Genomic DNA, 24,723 nt, shown 5'->3' on the forward strand with positions numbered 1-24,723 from the left:
TGGCGGAGTCTCGTGGGCTCGGAGATGTGTATAAGAGACAGGGAATATTCGGTTGTCGGCGCGGCTTCGGTCGTTTCTGATGTGGTCCCTTACGCGCATCTGAAGGATACGGGTTTAGCGACTGTCGTCGAAAATACAGAAGAGGGGTGGATTGCAGGAATTAGCAAGCTGATTGACGATCCCCAGTTGCGGTTGCGGCAGGCGGAGGCCGCCCGTCAGCATGTGCTGGAGAACCGTCTACTGGATGGCAAAATTGGTGAGCTGCTGGCCAAATATTCAGAACTGCTGCCTGATCATCTGAAACCTCTGCCGCTGTTGCAGCCTGGCCGGCCTATCACTTATACCCTGGCAGAAAATGATGTCGATGGTTTGAAGGCATACCGGAAATGGGTGAAGCGGCACGAGATTCGAGAGGTGCACGCGGAACAGCTGGCTGAAAGAATGATGTTGGCATGGAGTCATGTTCCGTTGTTCAATATAATCATGCTAGCGTCGGCTGACCGGCTGAAACGCCTGTCGGAGAGCTTTGCCGCGATGGAGAAGCTGCTGTACCGCAATTGGCGGCTGATCGTGATTGGAGACACTCCGGAGCCAGACCCAATATTCAGCAGTAGTCCCCAACTGGGTTGGTTGCAGCTGGAGAGCCTGGATGATGAGCAGCAGGTGACGGATGCCATCAACGGCGTCATCGCCGACGTGCCGTCGGATTGGGTGATGTTGTTGCCTGCGGGCGCCTGCCTGCAGCCGAATGCGCTGGCCCGTATCGGTGAGGAAATCCATGCGCATCCGGAATATGGCGCGATCTATTGCGACCATGATGTGATTTCGCCGATGGGCAAGCGTTTCCGCCCTTCATTCTTGCCGGATTTCTCGCCAGAATACCTGCGTTCGATGGATTACATCGGTTATGCGGTGGCATTCAAGTCGGAAGCCATTGCCATGATCGGCGGTTTCCAATCCTATCCACGCGCACATTGCTACGATGCGTTGCTGCGGATGTTTGAAAGATGGGACCGTGAGTGCATCGGCCACATCGACGATGTGTTGATTTCCATGCCATGGCTGGATCCGAAGCTTGACAAGCTGGGAAATGCTTCGCGCTTGGTTGCATTGGAAAGTCATGCCCAGCGTTGCGGCCTGCCGGTGAAAGTCAGCGAAGGTCTGGTGCCAAGCACGTTCTATTACCAGTACCAATTATTGGATACGCCGCTGGTTTCCATCATCATTCCCAACAAGGACAAGCTGGAGTGCTTGGAGCCTTGCTTGGAAAGCTTGTTTGGCATTACCAGCTACCAGAATTTTGAAGTATTGATTGTCGACAATGCTTCGGAAAATCCTGAAACCTTCGAATATTACGACAAGATTCAGGCGCAATATCCGGAGCGGATCCGTATTCTCAGCTATGAACACCCCTTCAATTTCTCTGCTCAGTGCAATGTGGGCGCGCGCGAGGCAAGGGGCGACTATCTGTTGTTGCTGAACAACGATACCGAGGTGATCTTCGACAACTGGTTGGAACGGATGCTGGCTACCGCGCAGCAGCCGGGTGTGGGGGCGGTAGGCGCGCGCCTGTTGTATCCAGAGGTCGGCCGCGTACAGCATGCGGGCATTGTGTTGGGCATGCCTGGCGGCATGTACTCCGTGGCCGATCATGTATTCGAAGGGATGGACTACCTTTATCCGGGTTATCTGAATCGCAGCCTCACCATGCAAAATTACTCGGCGGTGACTGCCGCGTGCTTGCTGGTGGAAAAACAGATTTACGACGCGGTAGGCGGTATGGATGAGAAGACATTCACGGTCTGCTTCAACGATGTCGATTTCTGCTTACGGATACAGGCAGGCGGTTTGCGTAATGTGTACAACCCCTTCGTGGTGCTGTATCACCACCATGCCAAAAGTATTGGCCGTGTAACTACAGACCCAAGGCCTGCCCTGAGGGCGGCAGTGCGCGAACGCGAGGAGATGGAGGCGATGCTGGAGCGCTGGATGTCGGTGTTTCAGCGAGATCCGGGGTTCAACCGTCACTTATCCCTGCGTAACAAGCGGGTGCTGATTGAGTCTGATCGGATTGTCGCATGGGATCCGGAGTTACCCGGTCGCAAGCGAGTGTTGGGGATACCGGTGCCGGGCGGCAGCGGCGAATACCGTTTGAGCCAACCGCTTACCGTGTTGCAGGAAAAAGGCAAGCTCGATGGCGAAATCCACCAGCCATCTGCAGGCATTCCGACTGTGATTGAACTGGCCAGACAGGCGCCAGATACCGTCCTGCTGCATACGGGCATCAGCGATTACATTTACGAGACGATGGATGCTTATCGCAAGTACATTCCCGATTTGCGCATCGTCTTTGGCCTGGATGACCTGGTGGGTGGGGTGCCGGAAAAGAGCAGCCTTCATGACCACTGGTCGCGTCACTATCCTGATGCCAAGCAGCGGCTGCGCCGCGTGTTGAAGCTGTGCGATGCTGCAGTAGTGTCCACCCAACCCTTGGCGGACTTCATCCAGAAAATGGTTGGCGATGTGGCGGTGGTGCCGAACCGGCTGCGCAAAACCATCTGGGGCGATTTGAAATCAGAGCGGCGCGCGGGCAAGAAGCCCCGCGTCGGCTGGGTCGGCGCTGGCCAGCACCGCGGCGACTTGGAGTTGATCCATGAGGTGATCCAGGCAACTTATCAGGAGGTGGATTGGGTCTTCATGGGCATGTGTTTGCCGCAGTTCCGCCCGTATGTGGCCGAGATGCACCATGCTGTGACTTTCGCCGACTACGCGGCAAAAGTGGCGAGCTTGAATCTCGACCTCGCCGTCGCGCCTCTAGAGCTGAACCCGTTTAACGAGGCCAAGAGCAACTTGCGCTTGCTGGAGTATGGCGTGCTGGGCTGGCCAGTGGTGTGTACCGACATCTACCCGTACCAGACTAATAATGCGCCGGTATGCCGGGTGCCTAATCGGGCGGATGCCTGGATCGAGGCGATACGTTCCCGCGTTCATGATCTGGACGCGCTAGCGAAGGAAGGCGATGTGCTGCGAGCCTGGTTCAATCAGCACTATTGGCTGGAGGATCACTATGAGGACTGGTTCCAGATTCTGCATGGCTAGATAGAGGCATTGTCTGCTTGGTGGCCCTTCGGGGCCATTTTCTTTTTCTATTTCCATCTTTAATGGGATTATTTGGTAATAATACCATTTTCATAAGCATTTCCCTTGTCAGGCCGATCTCTTGTCCATCAGGCAAGAATCATTACCGGCCGTGGAGCCGACAAGGGGAATCAAATGGCAATCACCGTTAATAACAACCTGGCCTCGCTGGGCGCGCAGTACAACCTCAATAACTCCAGCCAGATGCTGAATCAGTCTTTGCAGCGTTTGTCCTCCGGCCTTCGCATCAATAGCGCCAAAGACGATGCTGCTGGCATGGCAATTTCTCAAACCCTGGGCTCTGCCATTCGGGGCAATAACCAAGCGATGCGCAATGCCAACGACGGCGTTTCGGTTGGCCAGACAGCCGAAGGTTCGTTGGGTCAAATCGCCAACAATCTGCAGCGTATCCGTGAAATCGCGGTGCAGGCATCCAATGGCGGCATTAATGATAACAACCGTTCCCAGCTGCAGCGCGAGGTGGATCAGCTGACCCAGGAAATCTCCCGCACTATCCAGACTTCAGAATTCAACGGCACCAAATTGCTTTCCGGCGGCGCCAATCTGTTGTTCCAAGTTGGTTCCAAGGGCGCGTCTGACAATCAGATTAACATCCAGACTGTCGATATGACCCAAAGCGTCGACGATCCCAAAAGTACTGCGGCCCAGGGTGACTGGGATGATATCAAGACGAAATATCTTGCCGTCGACCAGGCGCAAAAAGACTTGGCTAGTGCTCTTCCGGCTGACAAGGCTACTAAACAGACGGCTTTGGATAATGCTAATACTGCTTTGACTGCAGCATATAAAGTTGTGACGGATAAAGGCGCGAGTGACAATCACTTGAGTGCTGTGAAAACTGCGCTTGGACAACTTGTAGCAGCGGGGACGGATGCTGATAAGACTGCCGCAGCCAATGCGGCTTTGACCAAGGCACAAAAGGGCGTGCCGGCGTTGTTTTCATATAGTACCGATCTCAATGCCAAGAAGATCATTGACGTAACGACCCAGAGCGGCGCTTCTGGCGTGCTGGCTTCCCTGGACGCAGACATTGCCAAAATTTCCGATGTGCGTTCCACCTTTGGTTCGGTCATGAACCGTTTCGACGCGGTGGTGAGCAACCTTAGCAACTATACCCAGAACCTGACGGCTGCTAATAGCCGTATCATGGATGTGGACTTCGCGTCGGAAACCGCCAACCTGACCAAGAACCAGATTCTGCAACAAGCTGGTGGTTCCATTCTGAAGCAGGCCAACTCGCTGCCGCAAGCGGCGCTGACGCTTCTGCAATAAAGCTGGATAGGTTGGACTCCGCGGTGGCTTGCCGCCGCGGAGTGACATGAAAATAGGTGTAGGCTGGAGGAAAACGGATGAGATGACAGGCTGGCAGTGTTGACGGAAAGTCAAGTGTGAAAATTCACATTTTCACCGTAAAGTTCGGTTCGTCCTGGTCGATAAGTGGTGTAAGCAAGTTACTTTGCCCACACATAGAGCACCAGGAGAGTCATCATGGCCATTACCGTCAACACCAACGTCACGTCGCTGCAAGCCCAGCTGAACCTGAACAATTCGCAGATGTCGCTGTCGCAATCGCTGCAACGCCTGTCTTCCGGCCTGCGCGTCAACAGTGCCAAGGATGACGCGGCTGGTCTCGCGATTTCGCAGACCCTGACGTCCGCCATCCGTGGTAATAACCAGGCGATCAAGAATGCCAACGACGGTACTTCCGTCGGCCAAACCGCCGAAGGCGCGTTAGGCCAGATTGCCAACAACCTGCAGCGTATCCGTGAAATCGCGGTGCAGTCTGCCAACTCGTCCGTCAGCAATACCAACCGTTCGCAGCTGCAAAACGAAGTGGACCAGCTGACCCAGGAAATTTCACGTATCGTGCAAACTACCCAGTTCAACGGCACGCAGCTGTTGTCCGGTAGCGCGGTGCTGACTTTCCAAGTGGGTTCGTCTGGCGCCAGCAGCAACCAGGTATCGATTTCGTCCGTGGACTTGACTTCGGCCAGCGTGTTGTGTAGCTACAACTCCTCGCTGACGGCAACCGGCACCATCAACATTACTACGCAGTCCGGTGCTTCGGCCCTGCTGTCCACGCTGGATAGCGACATCGCCGAAATCTCCACTGTACGTTCTACTTGGGGTGCGGTGCAAAACCGGTTTGACGCGGTGGTGGCAAACCTGCAGAGTTATGTGCAAAACCTGACCGCAGCCAACAGCCGTATTGTGGATGTGGACTTTGCCTCGGAAACGGCTAATCTGACGAAAAACCAGATTCTGCAACAGGCCGGCGCCTCGATTCTGAAGCAAGCGAATACTATACCTCAAGCAGCATTGACGCTGCTGCAGTAAAGCGTAGCCTGATGGTATAGCCAGAGTGCAGCTCCGGTTGGGCAGCCGGGGCTGCGTTCATGAGGAGTATGATCATGCAAATCCCGTCCATTTTATCGCCTGCTGCGCCTGCGTCGGCAGCGCCAGTGCAGCGTCAACAGTTGGTTGAGTTGGCTCAGGCGCCTGCGGGTGATCAGAATCAGCCCGTGTTGGCTGATTCCACACAGGCAGTTGCCGCGGCTGGGCAGAGCCAGCAGCAACAGTCTTCTGCGGATGCGCAGAAAAAACAGCTAACCGATCCCAAGCAACTGCAGGAATCGGTGAACCAGTTGAACAATGCGGCAACGCTGTACAATAGCTCCTTGCAGTTTTCGGTCGACAAGGACACCGGCGCAACGGTGGTGAAAGTCGTCGACAAAGAGAACAACAAGGTGATTCGTCAGATTCCGTCTGAAGAGGCGCTGCGTATCGCCAAGGCGATCGGCGACTTCAAAGGACTCTTGCTGAAGGACAAAGCCTGATCCAACTGTCCTGACGCGGCTATAACATGGGGACAACATGACAGCCATTACCAGTTCCGTGGGCGTTTTGGATGTGCAGGGCATCGTCAGCCAGCTGATGATGGTGGAAAGGCAGCCACTGAATGCCAGTTTGGGAAAGACTGACCAGTACAATACCCAGTTGAGTACCGTTGGCAAGCTAAGCTCGTCTTTGTCCGCGCTGCAGACGGCGATGACCTCGCTGTCGTCTGGTCGTTTCCTGCAGGTTTTCAAGGCATCGGTCAGCGATGCCTCGATGGCCGCCGTATCGACGACCAGTGGCGGCAATGCCGGCACTTTCCAAATATCAGTGCAGAATCTGGCGAGCAATCGGCAGTTGGTATTCGATCAGGCGGGCGGGCAGGCTATCACCGATACCAAGGCCGCAATCAATAACGTGCCGGACCAACTGACCTTCCAGATCAATGGCAAGACGCAGACCATCAAACTGCGCGACAAGCCGGGCGATCCGGTTTCCCTGCAAACCATCAACGACAAGATCAATGCCGCCAGTATCGGTGTGAACGCCAGCTTGGTGGAGAACAACAAACAGTTCAAACTGGTGCTGACCGCGGCCAGTTCCGGCACCGACAACCAGTTCTCCATCGGCGGTAGCGACCATGATTCCGGCAGCACGGCTGGCTCTACGCTAGCGGGGCTGACTCAGAGCGACGCCGCGGCTAAAGAGTCTCAAAATGCCCAGAACGCCAGCCTGACCGTCAATGGCGTAGCGGTGAGCGCGGGCAGCAATCGCATATCATCGGCTGTGGCCGGTGTGGAAATCGATTTGTACAAGCAGGGCAGTTTTACGGTCTCGCTTGCCTCAGACAACGCTGGCATCAACAAGAACCTGCAATCATTTGTCGATGCCTATAACCAGGTTGTCAGTGATGTAAAGGATGCGCGCAAGGGCGCCCTGAAGGGCAACGCTTCGATCCTGGATATCCAGAGTCGGCTGCAGCAAGTGCTGTCAGTAGGGGTGGAGGGCGCGGATCCGGTGAATTCGTATGCTTTCTTGTCGCAAGTCGGCATTTCTCTGCAGAAGGATGGCACGCTGAAGGTTGATCAGAACGCGTTCAATGACGCGCTTAAGAAGGACAAGCAAGCTGTTGCCAACCTGTTTGGCAATGCCAACAATACAGGTTTTGCCCAGCGTTTCAATCAGGCAATCAACAGCATGCTGGGCCCTACCGGCTTGATCGAAACTAGCAAGGCATCGATCAAGAGCCGTGTGGATCAGGAGGCCCAGCTGCAAAGCTCTCTGCAAGCCAGATTGGATACCAAGCAAAGTCAGTTGTTGCAGCAGTATACGAACCTGAACAAAACGCTGGCGCAGATGCAGGCAGGTTCGAGTAGCCTGTTCAACCTGATTTCCAAGTAGAATCGCAGAAGGCGGCGTTGGCTGTCTTAAGCCTAGAAAATGATGGTGACTCATGCTGAATTCACGAATGCTCAAGCAGTTCAATCAGGCATATGCCAACGACGCCCTGAAGGCGGCGATATACGGTGCGAGTCCGATTGGCATCGTCGTGATGCTTTACGAAGGCGTGATCAAGGCGCTGAGTTCCGCCAGCTTAGCCATTGACAACAATCGTTTCGATGAAAAAGCCAGGATGATCGGCAAGGCAATCGATATCCTTGAGGGCTTGCGCATTGCGCTGGACCTGGAGCAAGGCTCCGAGGCCGCGGTCAACCTGAATGAGCTGTACATTTATATGAAGATGCGCTTGGCCAAGGCTAGCCTGAAGAACGACAAGGAAATCCTGGCCGAAGTCAAAGGCCTGATGGAAACCATTCTGCCTGCCTGGCAACAGGTTGACCGAGCCAATTCCGCCGCGCAGGCCGAGGCGAATACCGGTTCAGGAGCGTGATGACAGGCATGCCCGCGCAATTTGCCTCCACCCCGAAGGGCTTGGCTAATTTAATAGACCAGTTGGAGCCTTTGGCAAAACAGTTGCTGGAAGCGGCCAATCAACGCGAGCGGCCGCGTTTTGTTGAATTGTTCACCTTGCATGAAGGCTATACTCACCAGCTATTGCAACGGCTGGAGGCTGGCGAGCGAGACAAACTCAGCCCCGAGCAGCGCGACGCCTTGAAGCGCGTGTTGGCCTTGCGTCTTGAGGTGCAGACGCAGATCGCCTCCTGGGCGGACCAGGTCAAGCATGAGTTGAGGGCTTTGAGCCAGAGTTCCAAGCTCAATCGTCAGTACAAACCATGATGCTGCGTTGCTATATGTCGGCCCGCTTGGCGGGCCAACGTCTTGGATGAGGAATGAGCCGGTTTTGACTTGGGTTGCGCTATTTTTCGCCATACACTTAAAGTCAATGTGGATGCTCACCCAAGGGGATTCTCCATGACCGGCGCCTTCTTTCCGTACCTGATGGTTGCGCTGTGGCTTGTACTGGCGGTGGCCATTGTTTACCTGTTCGGGCGATTGCAGCGACTGGAAAGCAAGCGGGACAGCCTCACCTCGCTGTATTTGGACCAGCAGCAGCAGCAAATCAGCGCGCTGCAGCGGGATGTGGCGCGCTTGCAGTCCAAGTTTGATCATCAGGCGACCGGCGATGTGGGATTGAGTCCTTACAATCAAGCCATAGAAATGATACGCCAGGGTCTGACCGCCTCCGAGGTGGCTTCTCGCTGTGGGATTTCCCGCAGTGAGGCAGAGCTGATCGTATCGCTTTACCGTAATAGCCCCACCTCATGATCCCATCGTTACCCAACGCCGTTTCCACCGCCTCGCAAGGCACGGCGCAGACGCTTAACCAGCTGCGCACCTCGGTGGATACCAGCCGGCTGCTGGAAGCGCTCAGCCAGCCGGATAGCGCGCCATCCTTGATGGTGGGTGAATTGCTGACGGCCAAGGTGGCAGACCAACTGGGCAATAATCAGTTGGCCGTTCTGATCAAGAACGCGCTGTTCACGCTGAACCTGCCTCAAGGCACCCATTTGCCCAGCGATACCCTGAATCTGAAAGTGGTGTCGCTGTCTCCGACGCTGACCTTTCAATTGCAGGATGGCGGCAAGGAAACGCCGCCGCCGCAGGACAGCTCGGTTGCCGTCAAGCTCAGCACCGCATCCCGTTACCTGACTACCTTGCTCAGCACGCCTAGAGAGGGTGCGAATGCTGCGGAAGCCGGCGTAACGGCAAAGCACTTGCCCTTGCAGCTGGATGCCGGCGAGCACCCGCCGGAGCAATTGGCCAAACAGTTGCAGTTGAATGTCAAACAGAGCGGGCTGTTCTATGAGTCCCATCTCAAGGACTTCAGCAATGGCCTGCATCCTCTGGAACAGTTGAAACAGGAGCCGCAGGCCAAGTTGACGCTGACCATGCAGGCCTTGGATGAGGGGCAAAAGAATAACAACGTGGTCAAGCCGCAATTGCAGGAGCTGGGCCACTTGGTGCAGCGGCAATTGGATGGCTTGGAACAGCGTACCGTGCAGTTTCAAGGCCTGGCCTGGCCCGGCCAGCTGATGGAGATGCAAATCCAGCAGGAGCCCATGGAAAACGAGCGCCAGGGTGATGGACAGGAGGACATTCCTGTGTGGAATACCAGTCTATCGCTGGCTTTGCCGGCGCTGGGTGGCATGGGGGTAAGGGTGCGCTTGGTTGGACAGTCGGTACAAGTGTCTTTCAAGGCCGATGACGAGGATACGAGCCAGCTGATCAGGCAGCATGCCGCGCGTTTGCGCGATGGCATGGAGGCCGCGGGCCTGACCTTGGCTGGCCTGGCGGTGAGTCAGAATGAATCAGCAGCAGAATGACGACAAGCGCCGCTCTGCGGTGGCGTTGTCTTATCAGGATGGCCATCGTTCGCCGCTGGTGGTGGCCAAGGGCTATGGTCAGATGGCGCAACGCATCATCGAATGCGCGCAGGATGCCGGTGTTTTCGTCCACGATTCGCCCGAGCTGGTCTCGCTGTTGATGCAGGTTGATCTGGACAAGCATATCCCCCCTGAACTGTATCGAGCCGTCGCTGAAATCCTGGCATTCGTCTACTACTTGGAAAAGCAGGCGGGTTCGGCGCAAACCGAATTCGAAGACTGGATCAACGATCGGCGCGCGCCGGTCAGCAACCGTTAAGCCCCTAGCGCCGTTCGGCGCAATCGCCTATGCTCAGCCGATTATGTTTCCGCGCAGGGAGAATGGCATGCAAATTGGTTATATCGGTCTTGGCATCATGGGGCGACCCTGTGTCCTCAATCTGCTGAAGGCGGGCTACCCGGTCCGCGTCTGGTCGCGCAAGCGCGAGAGTGCCCAGGCTTTGCTGGATGCCGGCGCGGAATGGGCATCGAGTCCAGCGGAGTTGGCCGCGCAGGTCGACGTGCTGGTCACCAATGTGTCCGATACGGCCGATGTGGAGCAGGTGTTGCTGGGTGAGCGCGGCGCGGTTCATGGCGGCCAGCCGGGACTGGTTTGCGTGGATATGAGCACCATCGCGCCGAATGGCGCGCGCCGCATAGCCGCAGCCTTGGCCGAAAAAGGGATCGATTTCTTGGATTGTCCGGTGTCCGGCGGCGAGGTGGGGGCCATCAACGGCACCCTGACCATCATGGTAGGCGGCAAGGCCGAGGCCTTGGACAAGGCTCGGCCAGCCCTGCAGGCCATGGGGCAGACCATTACCCACATCGGCGCCAGCGGCGCCGGCCAAGTGGCCAAGGCATGCAACCAGATCGCCGTCGCTGTGGGGGTGGCGGCGGTGGCCGAGATCGTCAAACTGGCGCGCGCGTGCGATGTCGATCCCGCTCCGGTACGGGCCGCGCTGCTGGGTGGCTTCGCGCAAAGCCGCGTGTTGGATGTGCATGGCCAGCGCATGATAGACGACAACTACGCGCCCGGCTTCAAGGCCAAGCTGCACGCCAAGGATATGCACATCGTGCTGGATACCGCGCGGGAGCAGGGCATTAGCCTGCCGGCGGCGGAGCGCACAATGCATTTGATCGATCAATTGGTCGAGCAGGGCGATGGCGAGCTGGATTCGGCGGCGATTGCCAGGCTGATCTGGCAACAAAACTAAGCTTGTTGGCATGCAAAACGGGCCGCGCAAATTGCGCGGCCCGTTTTCAATGATAGAGGCGGGATCGGGCGCTTAGCCGATACGATCCTTCAATTGCTTGCTGGCGACGAACGCCACCTTGCGCTTGGCCGGAATCTGGATGGTTTCGCCGGTCTTGGGGTTGCGGCCGGTGCGGGCGGCGCTTTCCTTCACCTTGAACTTGCCGGCCACGATGCTCAATTCGCCATTGCCGGCCAACGTGTCCAGCAGCACTTCGTCGAAGGCACCCAGAACGCGCAGAACATCGGCTTTATTCAGGCCGGACTTGTCGGAAAGAAGGGCAATCAGTTCGGCTTTGGTCATGGTGTGCGTCTTTCGCATAGAGTAAAACCCCATTTTCTGCGATTTTGCTTCCCTGATAAAGGTGAAAAAGCAGGATGTGATTATAAATGTTCGTGTAATGCCATCCTGAGTGGCGTGCTTGCCGCAGAATGTGTCTAGCGGGAGCGGTTTAGGCTGGCAGTCATGCTGCCGCTTGGATTTTTTATCATAGGTTGATTGTTCTGTTCAGCATTGTCTTCCTCATTCTAGAATGCGGACTCACGCGATCTGAATAAGGGAGACGGGATGTTGGCAGCGATGAAATCGATAGGACTGGCAGCCCTGCTGGCCATGGCGCTGGCCTGGCAACCCGCCATGGCCAAACGGGTGACGGGTTCGACCAACCTGGAGACGGAAGACAGCTACATCAACCACGACGGTCAGAAGATCCACCGGCCTACCCATGCAAACGGCAAGCCGGCCCATGCCTCCGCTCATTGCCGAGACGGCAGCTACAGCTTCAGCACCCATCATCGCGGCACCTGTTCACATCACGGCGGTGTGGTGGAGTGGTACCGTTGACGAGTGGTTTATGAACGCAGAAACGCCCCGACTGGCGGGGTTTTGTGGTTTTGCTGACACGCCGTGGGGACACGGGAAAACAGGGTGCTTCTCTTCTAGACTCACTGCTTCAACTTGAGGAAGATATGGAGAGGGGACGGGGTCATCAAACGCTAGGAGCAGAGTCATGAGGGCATCGATACAGTTGGCGGCGGCGGTGTTCTTCGTATGGAGCAGTACGGCTTACTGTATCGTGTCCATGACGGTGCCGGTGTCGCCTGCCGAGAAAGGATATGAGAGCGATCTGGGAATGGGGTGGGAACGGTTGCACAAGTTCGCCCTTCAGGTATATCCGGACATCCGGCGCATGCTGGTTCCCAAGCCTGCAGGCCTAGAGCCGGGGGATGTTGAGGCGATCAGGAATTTCCGAAGGGATTTCCAGATTGGCATGTTTTTTGCTAAGCAAATCAAGCTGGCGGATGGGCAGACCTTGTTCGATTTTCTGATGCATTGCAGTCATGGCATGGACGCAGCGAACATGGCTAATATCGGGTTTGATCAAGCAGGTAAGCCATACATTTCACTGCAGTACTTTCCGCATTTGCGTAGCGCTTCAAGCGGGGAAGATATGGAGCTAAATATCTTGTTTCGACGGGACGGCGCTACCATCAAGCCAGAAAGCCCGGCGTTTTCCACCTCTATCCTTACCACACCGGATTACTTGCAAATACATGGAGTTCGGTGTGGTAGGTGATCGTTCTAGAAGGCAATACTTGCTCTCAGCAGTTGCCAAAGTGCATAAGTGATGGTGGTCAGACCTGTGAAAAACACTACCCTTACTATTCAGTTGAGCCGGGGCAGTCCACTTTGATGCGACGGATTGATACGGCACGAAATGAAAAAAGCCCCGACTGGCGGGGCTTTTGTGGTTTTGCTGACACGCCGTGACATGGCGTGAAAGCTTACTCAATGTTGTATCTGATTATTGAGTAGCAGCATCAAAGGCTTGCCAGTGAAGGATATTGCTACTCGCGTTTTTGCATTGTGTACACCCATGTGTACACGCTAAAGCGGAGTGCTCGTCTTTTCCCGCTGCCATCTGGTCGCTCACGCTCGCCGTCCGCATCGGGTTGATTTACCCCGTTCAGGGTGATTCGCCCTGTTCAGGCTGTTTTGGCCTGTTCGTACCAAATCGGCCTGTTCGTACCGATTCGGTACGCTGGTAGATTTGGCCACCCAAAGGGTAAGTGTTATCAACGGCTATCACCAGGGTGCCCGCACGGGATGTGAAAAGCCCCCTGGAAGGGGGCTTTGTCGCGGTTTGGCTGCACGGTGGGTCAGCTTGGCTACTGAGATGCTGGCTAGACGGCCTGCCGCGCGCTCATGCGACTTTAGGTCGATTGGTCGCCACCCACTCGGATATCCATTGATCAATATCGGCCTCCAGCCACCTAGCGGTGACGCCGCATTTGATTTGAGGCGGGAAGTCTCCGGCGGCGATCATTTTGTAGATCTTGGACTTCTTGAAGCCGGTTTTTTCCTCCACGCCCTTGAGCGTCAGCAGTTTTGCCATCTCACCCCCTCCAGTTCACAAACACTCGTAGTCGGCCCGCCATAGGTCAAGCCTGGTAGTCAGGCAGCTGGCGGCTGCCAGGCCTCTAGTATCGCTGCAAGCGTGCTGGCCATCGCCTGAATGTCGCCAGTAGACTGGATTTCTATACGGCCATCGCCATGCAACTTGAACAGCAGTTGGCCGACAGGCTCGCCGGTGCTCTGTTCATCTTGCGGCGACGTTGTGGCCGCGGGAAGCTGGAACACGCAGACTTGCGCGCCTTCACGCTGCTGTGCGATGTGGGCTTGGATGACATGACTCATTAAGTGGCTCATTGAACGGCCCTCCCTTCATTTGCACTGGTCTTTACCTGCCTGACTTGGTGCAATTGATCTTGTGCCTCAATGCCATCCGACGTTTGGTTGACCTGGCTGGCTTGTGCCAGCCTCACGCGAGATAGCATGTTATGGCGGTGCAGCTGATCTGCGGCGCACTCCGCCACCTCGTTGGCCAAATCCAGGGCACCGCCCAAGACACGCAGCAGCCGGCCGATTTGAGGGAGTCGTTTCCCCGTGTCCCCTACGTCTTCGCCGGGGTAATTGCTCAACAGTTGGCCAATGACGTCTAAGGAGTCGGCGACGTCGTGTTGCGTCAGCTCGGCACAGCTGGTGGCATAGCTCACTTCATCGAGGGTAACGGTTGGTTCGAAACATTCAGCCTCTTTGTTCCATGCAGCTTGGGTGCTAAGAGCGGCGAGATTTTTCGCTATGTAGCCAATTAGATTGGTATCGGTGTTCATGATTTGCCCTCCAAGTGATCCATGGATTGTTAATGCGTAATGTCATTTGACATTTGATGCGGGGCAAATTTGATGCCAATAACATGGCTGTTGGAATGGCTATTTCGATTTGTCTGTACAGCGGCAGCTTTTACCGTATGAAGATGGGGTGTGGCGCGGAGAGCGCGTGCGGTGATGCTAGGCATGGTAGTGGCCTCCATAGTGAGCTATGCCAGCTCCCCCGCTTCCAAACGGGGTGGCGGGCGCATGGCAGGGTTGGAAGACCGGCACTATGGAACCGGTAGCCCGAAGGCTCCCTGCCACGGCCCGCCATAAAATGGGCGCACCAGTGGCGGTGTACGGACGCAAAAAATGCCGCAAGGGCGGCTGTCCGCCATAGTGTTCGGGCTTCCACACCCGGCGCCGGGATTGACCAGCGCACCGGGAGTATGGACCCGAACTTTTGTGTTTTCAAGGGGGAAATTAGGGCAAACACTTAGCCGCAAATCAGGATGTCCGCTACGGATGATAGGTCAAGGCGTGGGCGGTTTTGGCGGTTACGCTGGCCGCTGGTGTTTGCACGTAGCTGCCGGGCGGCGGCTTTATGTTTCGTTATCAGCTGACCCGTCCCAGGCGCTCGTGGACTGAGCATTTCTGAGCCTCCTGCGTACGACGACCTTATGGTTTGCCAGTAGATCTGCTCCTACGTTTTCCCAGGTGGATCAGCATCTTAATGCTACCAAGGCATGACTGCCTGTTTTGCTGATGCTGATTGCTGGCGTTTTAATGTGCCGCCACGCGGCGTAGGCCTCCAATCGCACCCTTTCATGTCATTATCGATAAAATGCGCGCTACGGCGATTTATGCGCCAAATCCCGTCACTTTCCAGCCGGCAAGGCGGCGATTGCATGGGGTTTGATTTCGAAAAATGGGCTATTGCGGTGGTTGGGGTGGCTGTAATCCTTGCTGGGCAATGGTTTGCGGGCTGTTACTACACCAGCAGCCGGCATGACGTTCATGAGGCGCGTTTTAGCATTGCATGGGATTGTTTTTGCTGCCGCCGTTTTGGCGTCATTCCGGGTTCGATTGGCCGCGCCTGTTGTGAGGCAGAGACGCGGCCCATTCCAGCGTCTCAGCGCCAGCCTATCCCTTGCGCCACAGCGGCACGTCAACACCAGCCACATGCGGCTCACTGAAGTCGTCGAACAGCAGATCGTTGGCATTGGGTTTCTGCAGATACTCGCCGGCCTCCTTGGCCAGGCGGCGCACTTCCAGAGCTTGGGGGTACAGCGTGGCGCAGGCGGCGCGATAGGCCATCAGCGCATCGCTGAAAGCCTGGCGCTTGGCCTCGCGCTCCAACTGCTCGCGTCGGCTGTTCTCGGCCTCCTGCCGGGCCTGTATGGCAGCTTTCTCGACACGTAGCCTCTCCGCGGTGTCGGCCAATGCGGCGCGCGCTTCATTCTCCTCAATCAACGCGGCCTGTAGATCCGCTGGCGCGATGCTGGCCAGATTGGCGCGAGCATAGTCTGCGGCTTGCTTGGCTCGCTCATCGCGGGCGACCGCCTCAGTAAAAGCGACCTCCAAACGGATGACAAGCGGCTCAGTCTCTGCAGCTTGGGTGCCGCGTACTGGTTTGGGTTTGCGGAAATTAAACATGGACATCTCCAAAGTCGGGCCTACTTCGTCAGCGCCGGCGCCGTTGGCGCGTCATGCTTCCGATGCGGCTACAGTTGAACGGCAGAATCGGGGGCGTGGTTCTTTGCCATCACACGCATGGTGTAGCCACCGTCCATGGACAGCGTTCGAGTGATCGAACTGGGGTAGTAGCGCTGATCAAAGGCGGTGCCAGTGCCGCTCAGCTGTATTACGGAGGTGATATCGATATCGTTGTCTCCGGGGAGCAGCACCTCGATTTTCATTTCATGTGCGATCAGTTGCTCATACCAGTTGCGGGCCTGCTGTAGCGCCTGGTCCTGTGTCAGGTTTGGGACGTCTCTGACGTAGGTCTGAACACTGCTCGCAGCTGAGCCAGGCTGGACCGTCTTGGTTTTGGTGCTGGGGTAATTGACTGTGAAGCCCTTGGCGAACTTCTTGTTCCAGCTGCGAATAGAGACCTGGATGCCGCGGGACACGGTCAGTACGCGGCTCATCTGGATGGATTGGAAGTTTGCTGACGGGTAGCCCTTGGCGCCGTGCGCCGGCTGCCATACCAGTTTGTAGGTCGGCACGGTGTTGGTCGGAGCCGGCTGGAAATACAGCGACTGCCCGCGCACCCACACCTTGTAGCCCTCATGTGCGGCCAAGTAGAGCAGGATGTCCCACTCTGATCGCTCGTTCGCCATGTGAACGTGGTCGATCTCGTAGTACTTGCCCACCGTGGTTGTGGTTTTGGCGACTACAGGGGTTAGGCCGTGTCTCTGAGCCAGTGCCGTGGCGATTTCATACGCTTTCTTGTTCTGCCATTTTTCGGTTGTCTTGGTATCAATGAACACGCTTGTCAGATCGCGGCCAGAGACGGTGATAGTGAACGTTACGGGGTCGATCTCGATATCATCCACTCGACCATAGACCCAGCTTTTCAGATCGGCCGCGGTGTAGTGGTTGGGGTTGTGCGGGAAGCCGATGAACAGCTCGACAAACATGTCCTGCTGCTGGCTGAACCAGATATGGTCCCGGTCCTTGGGCAGCAGGCCACCGGCAAATGTGCAGCGGAACGTGTCGGCGCTGGAGAGGTTGTTGTTCTCCACCTCCATTGATACCCAGCCGGTGATCAGTGTGCCGTTCAGCTTGATCAGGCCACGAGGGGATTGTGCGGAAGTTTGCATGGTGAGTCCTATTTGTGGGCCAGCGTGACGCAGCTTTTTGACCTGCTGGCAGAGGGTGGGCAGAGGCAACCCCTACACGTTATTAGGGGTTGAGTTTTAGGCGGCCTCCTTGTCCGCCTCTTCAACCCCTATAGGGGTTGCGGGTGTTGTGATGGCGATGCCAAACGCCGTTGCCAGGCTCGGAAAATCGGGGGCCGTTTGTAGTGCTTTGCTTAGCTGGTGCTTCTGGTCGGCGCTGAACTGCGCACCTTGCCGGCTGATGGCATCAATGATCTGCAGCGTTGCGCGCCGGCGCTCTGCTGCTCCCAGCTTGGGCGGCGGGGCGATATCGAAACGCTTGCCCACAGCAGCCTGAAATTCGCGCTGCATGCGGATCATGTCGGCTCGCTTGCCCATGACCGCATCGCCTTGCAGGCGCCCGTCGCGGATCGGGATAAACAGGCAGTGCATATGCGGTGTGGACTCGTCGAAATGCACCACGGCATGCAGCAGCGGGCAGTCGTACCAGCACACAAGCCAGTCCTTGGCGGCTTCGAAAAAGGCCATCAGGTCGGCAAGCTGCTGGCTGGGATCTACAACGCACTCGATCAGCGTGATTTGGTCTTTGCGCTTGGGCTTCACACCAAACGCCTCAAGAATGCGCGCATGTGACGCCACGATTTCCTCCGCTGTTTCCGGCCCTGCTATTACGCGGTTTAGGTGTACGCGCTTTGGGTCAATCCTGGCTCCAGGCCCGCCCCGCAACTCGGCTGCGATGCTGCGTGTGTTGTGCGCCGCGACGGTCTGCAAGGTCTGATTGGGTCGTTTGCCATTGATGGCGTGCGCGCTCAGGTAAGCAGGCATTCATCCCCCCTTGGCGTGAGGCAGGCCGCGTCCATGGGGCGGGCCGTCCTCGTCTACGAATGTGCGGCTGGCTAGCCAGCTTTGCGGTGGGGTGCTGTGGTGGCCTTTGCTGGCGGCTCGCTGATCAAGATGTACTTGGCAATGCCTGGATGTACGATGCCCCGCTCATCCGCCAAGGACTCGCGCTTCGTCAAGATGACGAACCCGGACTCTCTCAGCTCTTTAACCCGCGGGGCTGGGGCCATGATGTTGAGTCTTGTTCGTGCATCGAATGTTGAAACCGGCCCAGATCGGAGGGCTTCGAGCATGCGCTGCCGTTGCGCGGCGGTGGCGAGGTCGCTAGTATCAGTGGTGTGGTTGGCGCTCGTTACTGCTTCGGCTTGGCGGGCGTTTTTCTTTTCCATGATCGCCCCCTTTAAGCCGCTTGGCCCAGTTGCTCAAGCCAGGCGCGGATTTCCTCCGCGCGCCAAACAGTAATCCGCTCGGACAATTTGATCGGACGCGGCATGGAGCCAGCGCGAACACGCCTCCAGATGGTGCTTTCTGAGATTGGAAGGATTGTACGCAGGTCCGCCAGTCGGATGAAACCAGTGACGGGCAGTGCGCCGTAAGTGGATTGGGTGGTGGTTTTTGCCATGTCTGTGAGCCTTTGTGGCTGTTGGTGACATGGCAATCATCAAGGAGAATATTTTTTAGGTCATTTGTGAAACTAGTCGGTAGTTTTACAAATCCTAGATGCTTGATAGAGGGCTTCTAGCTCCACCTTGTAGGCGTAATACCATGTCTGCAACGTGGCGGCATCGATTGGGTGAGATTGGAATTTCTTCCATACATGCAAATCTGAAGTTTCATTGTTTATTATGTCTGCTGCATCCAATGCGCTTTGTAGAACGGATTGGCCGTCCATAATAAATTGAAATAAGACGCTTGCGGCAAGCCTCTTCTCGAAGCTGCTATATTTGCTTGGTCGCCCAGTCTTTTTTAAATTGAATGCTTTATTAGCATCAAGAGTCAGCGATGCTTTGCATAGTGCTTTGGATAGGTAATCCCTCACGTACCCCGGAATTTCCATTGGCTCTTTTGTTACTGGGTGGACATTGCTGGTAGATATTAGTATCGCAATGCTCTGTATTATTCCTCTAGCTGCAATTTCGTCACCGGCTTCTGCTTTTTTTATTTCATCCCGCAAATGGGACGATAATAGAGCCTCGTTAAACTTTTCAAGTTGGTGGTCTTCCATTATCGGCTCCAAATAGGTTTAATTTTATCCTGTTGAATGTGGTACCGCTGGTGTCAGGCCGTCTTCTTCCGACCCTTGGTAATCGGCGTCACGTTGTACGCCTCGCCCTTGTCTAGAGCATCGAGCAGCCCGGCCCACTTGTTCAGGGCGTCGCGGCGTTCGTTGAGGTAGTCGTGGCGGTTGTAGATGCCTTCCACGCCCTTGATCTTGTGATTGAGGCAGCGCTCGGCTACCACCGGGTCTACGCCCAATTCAGCTAGATGGGTGCGCGCGGTGCGGCGCAGGTCGTGGATGGTGAAGTCTGCCACGTCCGGCATGTGCGGCTTGACCTTGCCCAGCGCGGTGCCGATGGTGCCCTCGTGGATGTGTGGCACCATGCGGTGCTGCATCTTGCGGGCCGGTAATAGCCAATCGCTCGGGCCGGCCAGGTCGAATAGCTGCTGCAGCCATTCCACGGCCAGGGCGGGCAGGGGGATGTCGATTGGCTTGCCGGTCTTGCTGCGCTCGCCTGGCAGGTGCCAGACACCAGCGTCTAAATCAAACTCTTCCTTGCGGGCGGCGCATAGCTCCATCTTGCGGACGCACAGCAGCAACAGCAGGCGGATGGAGAGGTCATTCTCCACGCTGAACCCCTTGGCCAGCTTCATGGCTGCAAACAGCTTGGCCAGCTCGTCGCGGCTCAAGGCCCGGTCGCGGGCTTCTTCCTTGCCGCCGGCGTCGCCAATGTCAAAAGCGCTGGCCGGGTTGATTTCGATGATGTGGCGTTTGATGGCGTAGTCGAACATGCGGCGGGTCCAGCGCAGCACGTCGTTGGCGATGGTGGGCGCGCCGCGTTTGACGATGCTCTGCAGCATGTCGTCAATGTGGCGGGGCTTGATGTCTTCCACCTTCATCTTGCCCAGCATGGGGCCGATGTCCTTGTCGATCCGGCGCCGCACGATGTCCGGGTGCTTCCAGCGGCCCAGTATCATCCGCTCGTAATACTCGTTCGCCAGCTCCAGCATGGTGACGGCGTTCTTCTCTTCCTCGATCTTGGCCAACGCCGCGGCTTTGCGCTCCTGCTTCTCGCCGGCCACGTCATGGCCAAGAGCGACGCGGGCCGCCATTCCTCTGGCAGTTTCGCGGGCCTTGGAGAGAGACAGCTCTCCGTAAGAGCCGATCACCACGGCGCGGGCCTTGCCGGAGAACTTGTAACGGAAGCGCCAGAACGGTACGGCGTAGCGCGAGGGGAAGCAGAGATAGAGGCCATCGCCATCAGCGCGGGCTTCGAAGTGTTCACCGGCCTTGATCCAGGCCCGGATTTGCATGTCGGTCAGCTTGGCCATGTCGCGCACCTCAAACACTGAGTAGGCCGGGGAACCCCGCGTGGCCGTTCAATCCTCAAAAACCTGAACAGCGAACAGGGCCGTGTACATACACCACTGGCTGAAAAGGCCTGTATGTACACCTGTATGTACACGGTAATTATGCGCTTTGTTGGGGTGTGGTGAAACGTGGTGACATGAAAAAAGCCCTGCGTAACAGGGCTTTGTGGATTTTTTGACACGAGGTGACGCGTCTTGAAAGTTTACTCAATATTTTGTATCTGCTCTCGCATCTGCTCAATCAGCACCTTCAACTCGACCGAAGCTTGCGTGGTGTCGGTGGAGACAGACTTGGAGCCAAGGGTGTTGGCTTCGCGGTTCAGTTCCTGCATCAGGAAATCCAGCCGCTTGCCGGATTGGCCGCCGGTTTTGAGGATGCGGCGCACTTCGGTCAGGTGGGTGGTCAGGCGCGACAGTTCTTCGTCCACGTCTATCTTCTGGGCGAACAGCGCGAATTCCTGTTTCAGACGGTCGTCGTCCACATTGCCCAGCGCTTCCTGCAGGCGGCCTGCCAGCTTGGTCATATAGCCTTCCAGGATTTGCGGCAGCTTGGGCTTGATGGCGGCGACGATGCCTTCCATGGCTTCGATGCGCTCGATCAGCACCGCCTTCAGTTTTTCGCCTTCGCGTCCGCGCGAGGCGTTGAAGTCGGCCAGCGCGGTTTGCAGCGCATCCAGGCACAGCTGGTGCAGCACTTCCGGCGCCAGTTCGTTGCTCTTCAGCACGCCGGGCCAGCGCAGCAGCTCGCCGACGGATAAACCTTTGTTGTCGGCGCATTGTTGCTGCACTTCACGGGAGACTTCCAGCAGCCGGCCCAGGAACGCCTGGTTCAGCTCCAGCGTCGGGGCGGCGCTATCGACTTGGTTGAGACCGACGCGGCATTCCAGTTTGCCGCGGGTGACGCGGGCGGCGATCTGTTCGCGCAGTTGCGGCTCGATGATGCGCAACTCCTCCGGCAAACGCATTTGCACATCGAGATAGCGATGATTGACGGCGCGAACCTCTAGGCTCAACATCCCTCCAGGGAATTCCCGGGTAGCGGCGGCAAAGCCAGTCATGCTCAGTATCATGCGGGGCTCCTGTTTATTGAAAAGATTTCCAACGGCCGGGCCCGAATTGCTTTGCTAAGATCAATCCTGGGCCAGAGGACACTATATCAACTGCGACCCCATGACTCAATCCAGCAAGCAAACCCCGTTGCCGCCTGGCTACCGTCTGGCGGAGTACACCATTGTGCGCCAGCTGTCCGTAGGCGGCTTCAGCATTGTCTATTTGGCGCTGGACGACGACGATCGCAAGTTCGCCATCAAGGAATACCTGCCGCGCAACCTGGCCGCGCGCAATCCCAACGGCGAGGTGACCGTTCCGCTTGAGCTGGACCGCGATGCCTTCAACCTGGGGCTGAAATGCTTCTTCGAAGAGGGCCGGGTGCTGTCCGCCATTGCGCACCCCACGGTCGTGCGCGTCAGCAACTTCTTTCGCGCCAACCATACCGTGTATATGGTGATGGAGTATGCCGAAGGCCGCTCGCTGGCGCGTGAGCTGGAGCTGGTGGGCGGGCAGATGCAGGAGCGGCAGGTCCGCAAATGGTTTGCCGCGCTGCTGTCCGGTTTGCGCGAGGTGCACAGCCAGCGCCTGCTGCATCTGGACATCAAGCCCGCCAATATCTATCTGCGCCGCAACGGCGTGCCCCTGCTGCTGGATTTCGGCGCCGCGCGGCAGACGCTGTCGCGCACCGCCAAGCATTTCGCCGCCATGTATACGCCGGGCTTCGCCGCGCCGGAACAGTATGACAAAGACCAGCCCTTGGGTCCGTGGACCGATATCTACGCCATCGGCGCCTGTCTGTATGTCTGCATGGGGGGAGACGTGCCGCCCGGCGCCAAGGCGCGTTTGGCCAGCGATACGCTGGTGCCGGCTGCCAAGGCCTTTCGTCATCAGTATTCGCGCGAGCTGACCGAGCTGTGCGACCGCTGCCTGGCGCTGCGTCCCGATGACCGGCCGACAACGGTGCTGGAGGTGCAAAAATCCCTGCAGCAGGAGGCGTATAGCGATCCGCTGCGCGAAACGGCAGGCGAGGGCAATCGATTGGTCGGCTGGATCAAGGGCTTGACCGGTGGCCGGCATGGAAAGGGAACGGAATGAAATTATCGGTCTTCCAGGAGAGCCGCATCGGCGGCCGCAGCTACAACCAAGACCGTTTAGCCATTGCCCATACCCCGGAGTCGGTGCTGTTGGTCGTAGCGGACGGCATGGGCGGCCATATGCGCGGCGAAGTGGCGGCGCAGATCACCGTTGATCTGCTGTGCGAGCTGTTCTACCAGCAGGCGTCGCCGACGCTGAACCATCCCAATCGTTTTCTGGTGAATGCCATCAGTTCGGTTCATCAAGTGATTCTGGAGTATGCCGCCGACCACCGGCTGCCGGACGTGCCCAGCACCACCGTGGTGGCGGCCATCCTGCAGCAGGATCAGTTGTTCTGGTGCCATGTTGGGGATTCGCGCTTGTATCTGATCGATCAGAAAGGCATGCGGTTGCGCTCGCGCGATCATTCCCAGGTGCAGCGCTTGATCGACCAGGGGCTGTTGACCGAGGAAGCGGCCAAGACGCATCCGGATCGCAACAAGATCTACAACTGTCTGGGCGCCTCCAGTGATCCAAGCATCGATATCGGCGAGCGCCAACCGATAGGCCCAGGCTGTTCTGTGTTGCTATGCACGGACGGCCTGTGGTCCCAGGTGCAGGACGCCGAGCTGGAGCGCGTCTTCGCCGGCCGCGGCGTCAATCAGGTGCTGCCGGCACTGATCAATGTGGCGGAGCGGCGCGCCGGCGCAGGCGGGGACAATCTGTCGGCGATTGCCGTGACCGTGCTGGATGATGCCGTGGAGCTGGGCGAGCGCGACGATGTGCTGGACACGGAAAAGAATCCGCCGCGCATGGGCGGCCGGCTGATTCTGGAATCCAATCTGGAAACCATGCATAGAGAGATTCTGGCCAGCCAGGTGGGAAAGGGCGCTTGAGCGGTTATAATTGCGTTCATATCGATTTTACCGGACAGCCTCATGCGACCCTCCCAACGTAGCGCCGACGCCATGCGCGTCGTCCGTCTGACCCGTTCCTACACCAAGCATGCCGAAGGTTCGGTGCTGGTGGAGTTCGGCGACACCAAGGTGATCTGCACCGCCAGCGTGGAAGAGACGGTGCCGTCATTCCTCAAAGGCAAGGGCCAGGGCTGGGTGACGGCGGAATACGGCATGCTGCCGCGCTCCACCGGCAGCCGCATGCGCCGCGAATCGGCCGCCGGCAAGCAGTCCGGCCGCACCCAAGAAATCCAGCGCTTGATCGGCCGCTCCTTGCGCGCGGTGATTGATCTTGCCAAGCTGGGCGAGCGTCAGATCGTCATCGATTGCGACGTGATCCAGGCCGATGGCGGCACGCGCACCGCCAGCATCACCGGCGCTTATGTGGCGCTGGCCGACGCGATCCATGGTTTGATTCGCGCCGGCAAGTTGGAGGGCAGCCCGCTGCGCGACCAGGTGGCGGCGGTATCGGTGGGCGTGTTTCAAGGCAGGCCGGTGCTGGACCTGGATTATCAGGAAGATTCCGGCTGCGAAACCGACATGAATGTGGTGATGACCGGCAGCGGGCGCTTTGTCGAAGTGCAGGGCACGGCCGAGGGCGAGCCGTTCAGCGAAGAGGAAATGGCGGCGATGCTGGCGCTGGCGCGCAAGGGCATCAATGAATTGCTGCAGCTGCAGCGCGACGCGCTGGCCGGCTGAGCGCCGGCTGTTTGATCAGAAAAGCCGCCTTCGGGCGGCTTTGTTCATTTGGCGGACTGCGGCGTCTTGCGATCGATGAAATCGCGCAAGGCCTGGCTGAAAACCGGCGCCGACACGCTCATATTGTCTTCCAGCTTGCGGCGCGAGGCCGGTGGCGCCGAGCTTTGCACGGCGACGATGGTGGCGCGGCCCTGGCCGTCGATGGCGAAGATGGGCGAGCCGCTATTGCCTTCCAGCGTGTCGCAGCGGTGGGTCAGCCGCCCATCGGCCCGCAGCGCGGTGGCCTGGCAATGATTGTGGACGCGGAGGTGGCGCTGGTCGTCCACCGGATAGCCGCCCTGGGTGATGGTCCATTTGCGTTCGTCCAGCAGCTGCTTCAGTTGCGCGCTGTTGCCGGCGAAGACCGGAATCACGCCTTGCTGCACACCCAGCGCCTTGGCCAGGCGGAC

28 protein-coding genes are annotated in these 24,723 nt (G+C 57.5%); 15 read left to right on the plus strand and 13 right to left on the minus strand.

Annotation, left to right across the window (positions count from 1 at the left end; all coding sequences use genetic code 11):
- Positions 1 to 3,273 precede the first annotated feature (3,273 nt).
- The 10 genes from JHD59_RS22850 to JHD59_RS18145 all read left to right on the plus strand — a co-directional run bounded on the left by JHD59_RS22850 (position 3,274) and on the right by JHD59_RS18145 (position 11,032).
- On the plus strand, positions 3,274 to 4,431 hold the full coding sequence (locus JHD59_RS22850) for a flagellin (protein ID WP_233164379.1): 1,158 nt from the start codon (positions 3,274 to 3,276) through the stop codon (positions 4,429 to 4,431).
- A 216-nt stretch (positions 4,432 to 4,647) separates the two neighbouring features.
- On the plus strand, positions 4,648 to 5,496 hold the full coding sequence (locus tag JHD59_RS18105; protein ID WP_199155259.1) for a flagellin: 849 nt from the start codon (positions 4,648 to 4,650) through the stop codon (positions 5,494 to 5,496).
- A gap of 74 nt (positions 5,497 to 5,570) precedes the next feature.
- A complete protein-coding gene (locus JHD59_RS18110; protein ID WP_071109612.1) occupies positions 5,571 to 5,996 on the plus strand; it encodes a flagellar protein FlaG in 426 nt (141 codons plus the stop codon).
- 37 nt (positions 5,997 to 6,033) lie between these two features.
- On the plus strand, positions 6,034 to 7,395 hold the full coding sequence (gene fliD, locus JHD59_RS18115; RefSeq protein ID WP_199155260.1) for a flagellar filament capping protein FliD: 1,362 nt from the start codon (positions 6,034 to 6,036) through the stop codon (positions 7,393 to 7,395).
- A gap of 52 nt (positions 7,396 to 7,447) precedes the next feature.
- Complete coding sequence (gene fliS / locus JHD59_RS18120) at positions 7,448 to 7,885, plus strand: flagellar export chaperone FliS (RefSeq protein ID WP_071109584.1); 438 nt, start codon at positions 7,448 to 7,450, stop codon at positions 7,883 to 7,885.
- Complete coding sequence (locus tag JHD59_RS18125; RefSeq protein ID WP_199155261.1) at positions 7,885 to 8,232, plus strand: flagellar protein FliT; 348 nt, start codon at positions 7,885 to 7,887, stop codon at positions 8,230 to 8,232. Before fliS ends, JHD59_RS18125 begins: the two co-directional genes overlap by 1 nt.
- 135 nt (positions 8,233 to 8,367) lie before the next feature.
- On the plus strand, positions 8,368 to 8,721 hold the full coding sequence (locus JHD59_RS18130; protein WP_199155262.1) for a DUF2802 domain-containing protein: 354 nt from the start codon (positions 8,368 to 8,370) through the stop codon (positions 8,719 to 8,721).
- Positions 8,718 to 9,779 carry a flagellar hook-length control protein FliK gene (locus tag JHD59_RS18135; RefSeq protein WP_199155263.1) on the plus strand — a complete coding sequence of 354 codons (1,062 nt, stop codon included), beginning with the start codon at positions 8,718 to 8,720 and terminating at the stop codon, positions 9,777 to 9,779. Before JHD59_RS18130 ends, JHD59_RS18135 begins: the two co-directional genes overlap by 4 nt.
- Entirely contained in the window at positions 9,760 to 10,098 is a 339-nt protein-coding gene (locus JHD59_RS18140) for an EscU/YscU/HrcU family type III secretion system export apparatus switch protein (protein WP_199080424.1), read from the plus strand. Before JHD59_RS18135 ends, JHD59_RS18140 begins: the two co-directional genes overlap by 20 nt.
- A 67-nt stretch (positions 10,099 to 10,165) precedes the next feature.
- Positions 10,166 to 11,032 carry an NAD(P)-dependent oxidoreductase gene (locus tag JHD59_RS18145; protein WP_199155264.1) on the plus strand — a complete coding sequence of 289 codons (867 nt, stop codon included), beginning with the start codon at positions 10,166 to 10,168 and terminating at the stop codon, positions 11,030 to 11,032.
- Positions 11,033 to 11,104: 72 nt separating this feature from the next.
- On the opposite strand, the gene JHD59_RS18150 is transcribed toward JHD59_RS18145, so the two are convergent.
- A complete protein-coding gene (locus JHD59_RS18150) occupies positions 11,105 to 11,374 on the minus strand; it encodes an HU family DNA-binding protein (protein ID WP_199155265.1) in 270 nt (89 codons plus the stop codon).
- A gap of 276 nt (positions 11,375 to 11,650) precedes the next feature.
- Here JHD59_RS18150 and JHD59_RS18155 point away from each other — a divergent pair, with 276 nt between their 5' ends.
- Both JHD59_RS18155 and JHD59_RS18160 read left to right on the plus strand, forming a co-directional pair.
- Positions 11,651 to 11,914, plus strand: a complete 264-nt coding sequence (locus JHD59_RS18155) for a DUF3761 domain-containing protein (protein WP_199155266.1) — start codon at positions 11,651 to 11,653, stop codon at positions 11,912 to 11,914.
- Between the two features lie 166 nt (positions 11,915 to 12,080).
- A complete protein-coding gene (locus JHD59_RS18160; RefSeq protein WP_199155267.1) occupies positions 12,081 to 12,647 on the plus strand; it encodes a hypothetical protein in 567 nt (188 codons plus the stop codon).
- Between the two features lie 627 nt (positions 12,648 to 13,274).
- On the opposite strand, the gene JHD59_RS18165 is transcribed toward JHD59_RS18160, so the two are convergent.
- From JHD59_RS18165 to JHD59_RS18215, 11 genes are all read right to left on the minus strand, one after another.
- A complete protein-coding gene (locus JHD59_RS18165) occupies positions 13,275 to 13,466 on the minus strand; it encodes an AlpA family transcriptional regulator (RefSeq protein WP_199155268.1) in 192 nt (63 codons plus the stop codon).
- 59 nt (positions 13,467 to 13,525) lie between these two features.
- The gene (locus JHD59_RS18170; RefSeq protein WP_199155269.1) at positions 13,526 to 13,768 is read right to left on the minus strand and encodes a hypothetical protein; all 243 of its coding nucleotides are present in this window, start codon (positions 13,766 to 13,768) and stop codon (positions 13,526 to 13,528) included.
- Between the two features lie 8 nt (positions 13,769 to 13,776).
- Complete coding sequence (locus JHD59_RS18175) at positions 13,777 to 14,244, minus strand: hypothetical protein (protein ID WP_199155270.1); 468 nt, start codon at positions 14,242 to 14,244, stop codon at positions 13,777 to 13,779.
- A gap of 1,122 nt (positions 14,245 to 15,366) precedes the next feature.
- On the minus strand, positions 15,367 to 15,879 hold the full coding sequence (locus tag JHD59_RS18180; protein ID WP_199155271.1) for a hypothetical protein: 513 nt from the start codon (positions 15,877 to 15,879) through the stop codon (positions 15,367 to 15,369).
- 68 nt (positions 15,880 to 15,947) lie between these two features.
- Positions 15,948 to 17,048 (minus strand): phage late control D family protein, encoded by a 1,101-nt coding sequence (locus JHD59_RS18185; protein WP_199155272.1) that lies wholly within the window; start codon positions 17,046 to 17,048, stop codon positions 15,948 to 15,950.
- A 96-nt stretch (positions 17,049 to 17,144) separates the two neighbouring features.
- Positions 17,145 to 17,891, minus strand: a complete 747-nt coding sequence (locus tag JHD59_RS18190; protein ID WP_199155273.1) for a plasmid recombination protein — start codon at positions 17,889 to 17,891, stop codon at positions 17,145 to 17,147.
- A gap of 71 nt (positions 17,892 to 17,962) precedes the next feature.
- A complete protein-coding gene (locus JHD59_RS18195) occupies positions 17,963 to 18,295 on the minus strand; it encodes a helix-turn-helix domain-containing protein (RefSeq protein WP_199155274.1) in 333 nt (110 codons plus the stop codon).
- 11 nt (positions 18,296 to 18,306) lie between these two features.
- Positions 18,307 to 18,528, minus strand: a complete 222-nt coding sequence (locus JHD59_RS18200) for an AlpA family transcriptional regulator (protein WP_199155275.1) — start codon at positions 18,526 to 18,528, stop codon at positions 18,307 to 18,309.
- 72 nt (positions 18,529 to 18,600) lie between these two features.
- The gene (locus tag JHD59_RS18205; RefSeq protein ID WP_199155276.1) at positions 18,601 to 19,131 is read right to left on the minus strand and encodes a hypothetical protein; all 531 of its coding nucleotides are present in this window, start codon (positions 19,129 to 19,131) and stop codon (positions 18,601 to 18,603) included.
- Between the two features lie 53 nt (positions 19,132 to 19,184).
- Positions 19,185 to 20,456, minus strand: a complete 1,272-nt coding sequence (locus tag JHD59_RS18210; RefSeq protein WP_199155277.1) for a site-specific integrase — start codon at positions 20,454 to 20,456, stop codon at positions 19,185 to 19,187.
- A 242-nt stretch (positions 20,457 to 20,698) separates the two neighbouring features.
- Complete coding sequence (locus JHD59_RS18215) at positions 20,699 to 21,565, minus strand: YicC/YloC family endoribonuclease (protein WP_103317855.1); 867 nt, start codon at positions 21,563 to 21,565, stop codon at positions 20,699 to 20,701.
- A gap of 100 nt (positions 21,566 to 21,665) precedes the next feature.
- Between JHD59_RS18215 and JHD59_RS18220 the strand changes: the two genes are divergently transcribed.
- Genes JHD59_RS18220 through rph form a run of 3 tightly spaced genes read left to right on the plus strand, consistent with a single transcriptional unit; the run spans position 21,666 to position 24,274 of the window.
- Entirely contained in the window at positions 21,666 to 22,640 is a 975-nt protein-coding gene (locus JHD59_RS18220) for a serine/threonine-protein kinase (RefSeq protein ID WP_199155278.1), read from the plus strand.
- A complete protein-coding gene (locus JHD59_RS18225; RefSeq protein WP_103317852.1) occupies positions 22,637 to 23,515 on the plus strand; it encodes a PP2C family serine/threonine-protein phosphatase in 879 nt (292 codons plus the stop codon). Before JHD59_RS18220 ends, JHD59_RS18225 begins: the two co-directional genes overlap by 4 nt.
- A 42-nt stretch (positions 23,516 to 23,557) precedes the next feature.
- Entirely contained in the window at positions 23,558 to 24,274 is a 717-nt protein-coding gene (rph, locus tag JHD59_RS18230) for a ribonuclease PH (protein ID WP_103317850.1), read from the plus strand.
- A gap of 44 nt (positions 24,275 to 24,318) precedes the next feature.
- Here rph and JHD59_RS18235 read toward each other — a convergent pair.
- Positions 24,319 to 24,723, minus strand: a 405-nt coding sequence (locus JHD59_RS18235; RefSeq protein ID WP_368671615.1) for a serine protease, incomplete at its 5' end; no start/stop codon positions are given.

This window comes from Chromobacterium sp. ASV23 (genome assembly GCF_016428945.1).
In the GTDB taxonomy this organism is placed as follows: domain Bacteria; phylum Pseudomonadota; class Gammaproteobacteria; order Burkholderiales; family Chromobacteriaceae; genus Chromobacterium; species Chromobacterium sinusclupearum.